This window comes from Mesorhizobium sp. WSM4306, assembly GCF_007003975.1.
Lineage (GTDB): Bacteria > Pseudomonadota > Alphaproteobacteria > Rhizobiales > Rhizobiaceae > Mesorhizobium.
Map to the genome: position 1 here is coordinate 1 of NZ_VFTC01000064.1, position 1,474 is coordinate 1,474.

Sequence of the window (1,474 nt, forward strand, 5' to 3'; positions counted from 1 at the left end):
ACCTGAAGGTCACAGGTTCAAATCCTGTCCCCGCAACCAACATCAAAAAAGCCCGCCACAAGCGGGCTTTTTTGTATGCAGCAGCCGGACACAAAACCTCTCCCGTTCCCCAAGCCAATTCTTCCGGCGCCCAGCTTCTCGAAACGAGCTTCCTTGTCGGTCGCCCCTGTAGCTCGCGTGTACATGGAATGGGTCCAGGCTGATGCTCGCAGTCCGAAATCACATCCAAGCGAAAATTAGACCCAGCGAAGCCGGTTGGCTTTCGGGCTTTGCCCGACGCAGCAACCGCCACTTTTGCTCGGGCCGAGAATGGCGGCAGATGATCCAGGCGTGAATCTTCGATCCATGCCGGCGTGATCGTGATGGGCAGCATTTCGATGCTGCAGAGCCAGATGACGAATCATTCTCCCACCAGCAGACCGTTGGAAACGAAGCATGGCCATGCGTGAACTGCTGCTAATTATTGCTATCTATTGCTACTGATCCTGATTCGCACCATGATCTCTTCAGGAGGTTGCCATGCCCAACTACGCACTGAACGACCACTATGAGAGCTTCATCAGGAAGCAGCTCGAATCAGGCCGCTACAACAATGCCAGTGAGGTTGTTCGCGCCGGCTTGCGTATGCTCGAGGATTTCGAGGCGGAGCGGGAAAGATGGCTGCGCGAGGAGATTCCGACGCGTTTGACCGAGCTCCGGCAGGATCCGGCGAAGGCTACTCCTGCCGAGACGGTTTTTTCGCGGCTCGAGGTGCGGCATCGCGCGAAGCAGGCGAAAGCCAAGTAGGCAATGGAGTATCGCATTGTCTTCCACCCCAAGGCGGAAGCTGAACTCGAACAGCTCTATGATGACATAGCCGACCGTGCGTCGCCGGCGATCGCCCGGAATTTCATCGCCGGCATCCGCGACCATTGCCTCGGCCTGTCGACTTTTCCACAGCGCGGCACGGAGCGGGTCGAGATCATGCCTGGTCTGCGCATCATCGGCTACCGCCGCGCCGTCAGCATTGCTTTCGCGGTCGAGGCCGAGCGGGTCCTGATTCCTGGGCCATCTTTTTCGCCGGTCGAAACATCACGGCGGAATTGCTGGAAGATCGGCTCTGAAGCACTGCTCAGGCTGGCGCTGTGGTCGACATTCACCGGGCAGAGCAGACGATTTTCAAGCCGATGGCACGCGGCCGCCGCCGAGGGATGGGAGCTTCGTAGGAGTGATCCGACTGCGGAACACCGCTCATAATTTCAGCCAAGCCAACTCACGAATTTCAGCCCCGTGGATATCTCTGCGAGAAATCGAAAAAACATGGCTGAAGGCAGTTGACAGTTTGTCAGGGTGGCGACTATATACGCCTCACGAACGAGGGCGGTGCGCCGCAGGCGGCGAAGCAGTTTGCTTCTGAATAAGCCCTTGTGAAATTCAAGAGAGCCGCGTAAGCGACACTCGGACGGCCCCGAAGCCAAAAGCGTAACGGGCCACG

At 57.9% G+C, this 1,474-nt stretch carries 3 protein-coding genes and 1 pseudogene; 2 read left to right on the top strand and 2 right to left on the bottom strand.

Features of this window, described 5'->3' with window-relative positions; genetic code table 11:
- A partial coding sequence (locus FJV77_RS32720) for a hypothetical protein (protein WP_210246379.1) occupies nt 1–373 on the bottom strand: 373 nt, incomplete at its 3' end.
- Nucleotides 374–519: 146 nt separating this feature from the next.
- Here FJV77_RS32720 and FJV77_RS32145 point away from each other — a divergent pair.
- Nucleotides 520–786 carry a type II toxin-antitoxin system ParD family antitoxin gene (locus tag FJV77_RS32145; RefSeq protein ID WP_142870363.1) on the top strand — a complete coding sequence of 89 codons (267 nt, stop codon included), beginning with the start codon at nt 520–522 and terminating at the stop codon, nt 784–786.
- Nucleotides 787–789: 3 nt separating this feature from the next.
- Nucleotides 790–1,103 (top strand): annotated as a pseudogene (locus tag FJV77_RS32150) (type II toxin-antitoxin system RelE/ParE family toxin).
- 135 nt (nt 1,104–1,238) lie between these two features.
- Here FJV77_RS32150 and FJV77_RS32725 read toward each other — a convergent pair.
- A partial coding sequence (locus tag FJV77_RS32725) for a hypothetical protein (RefSeq protein WP_210246378.1) occupies nt 1,239–1,474 on the bottom strand: 236 nt, incomplete at its 5' end.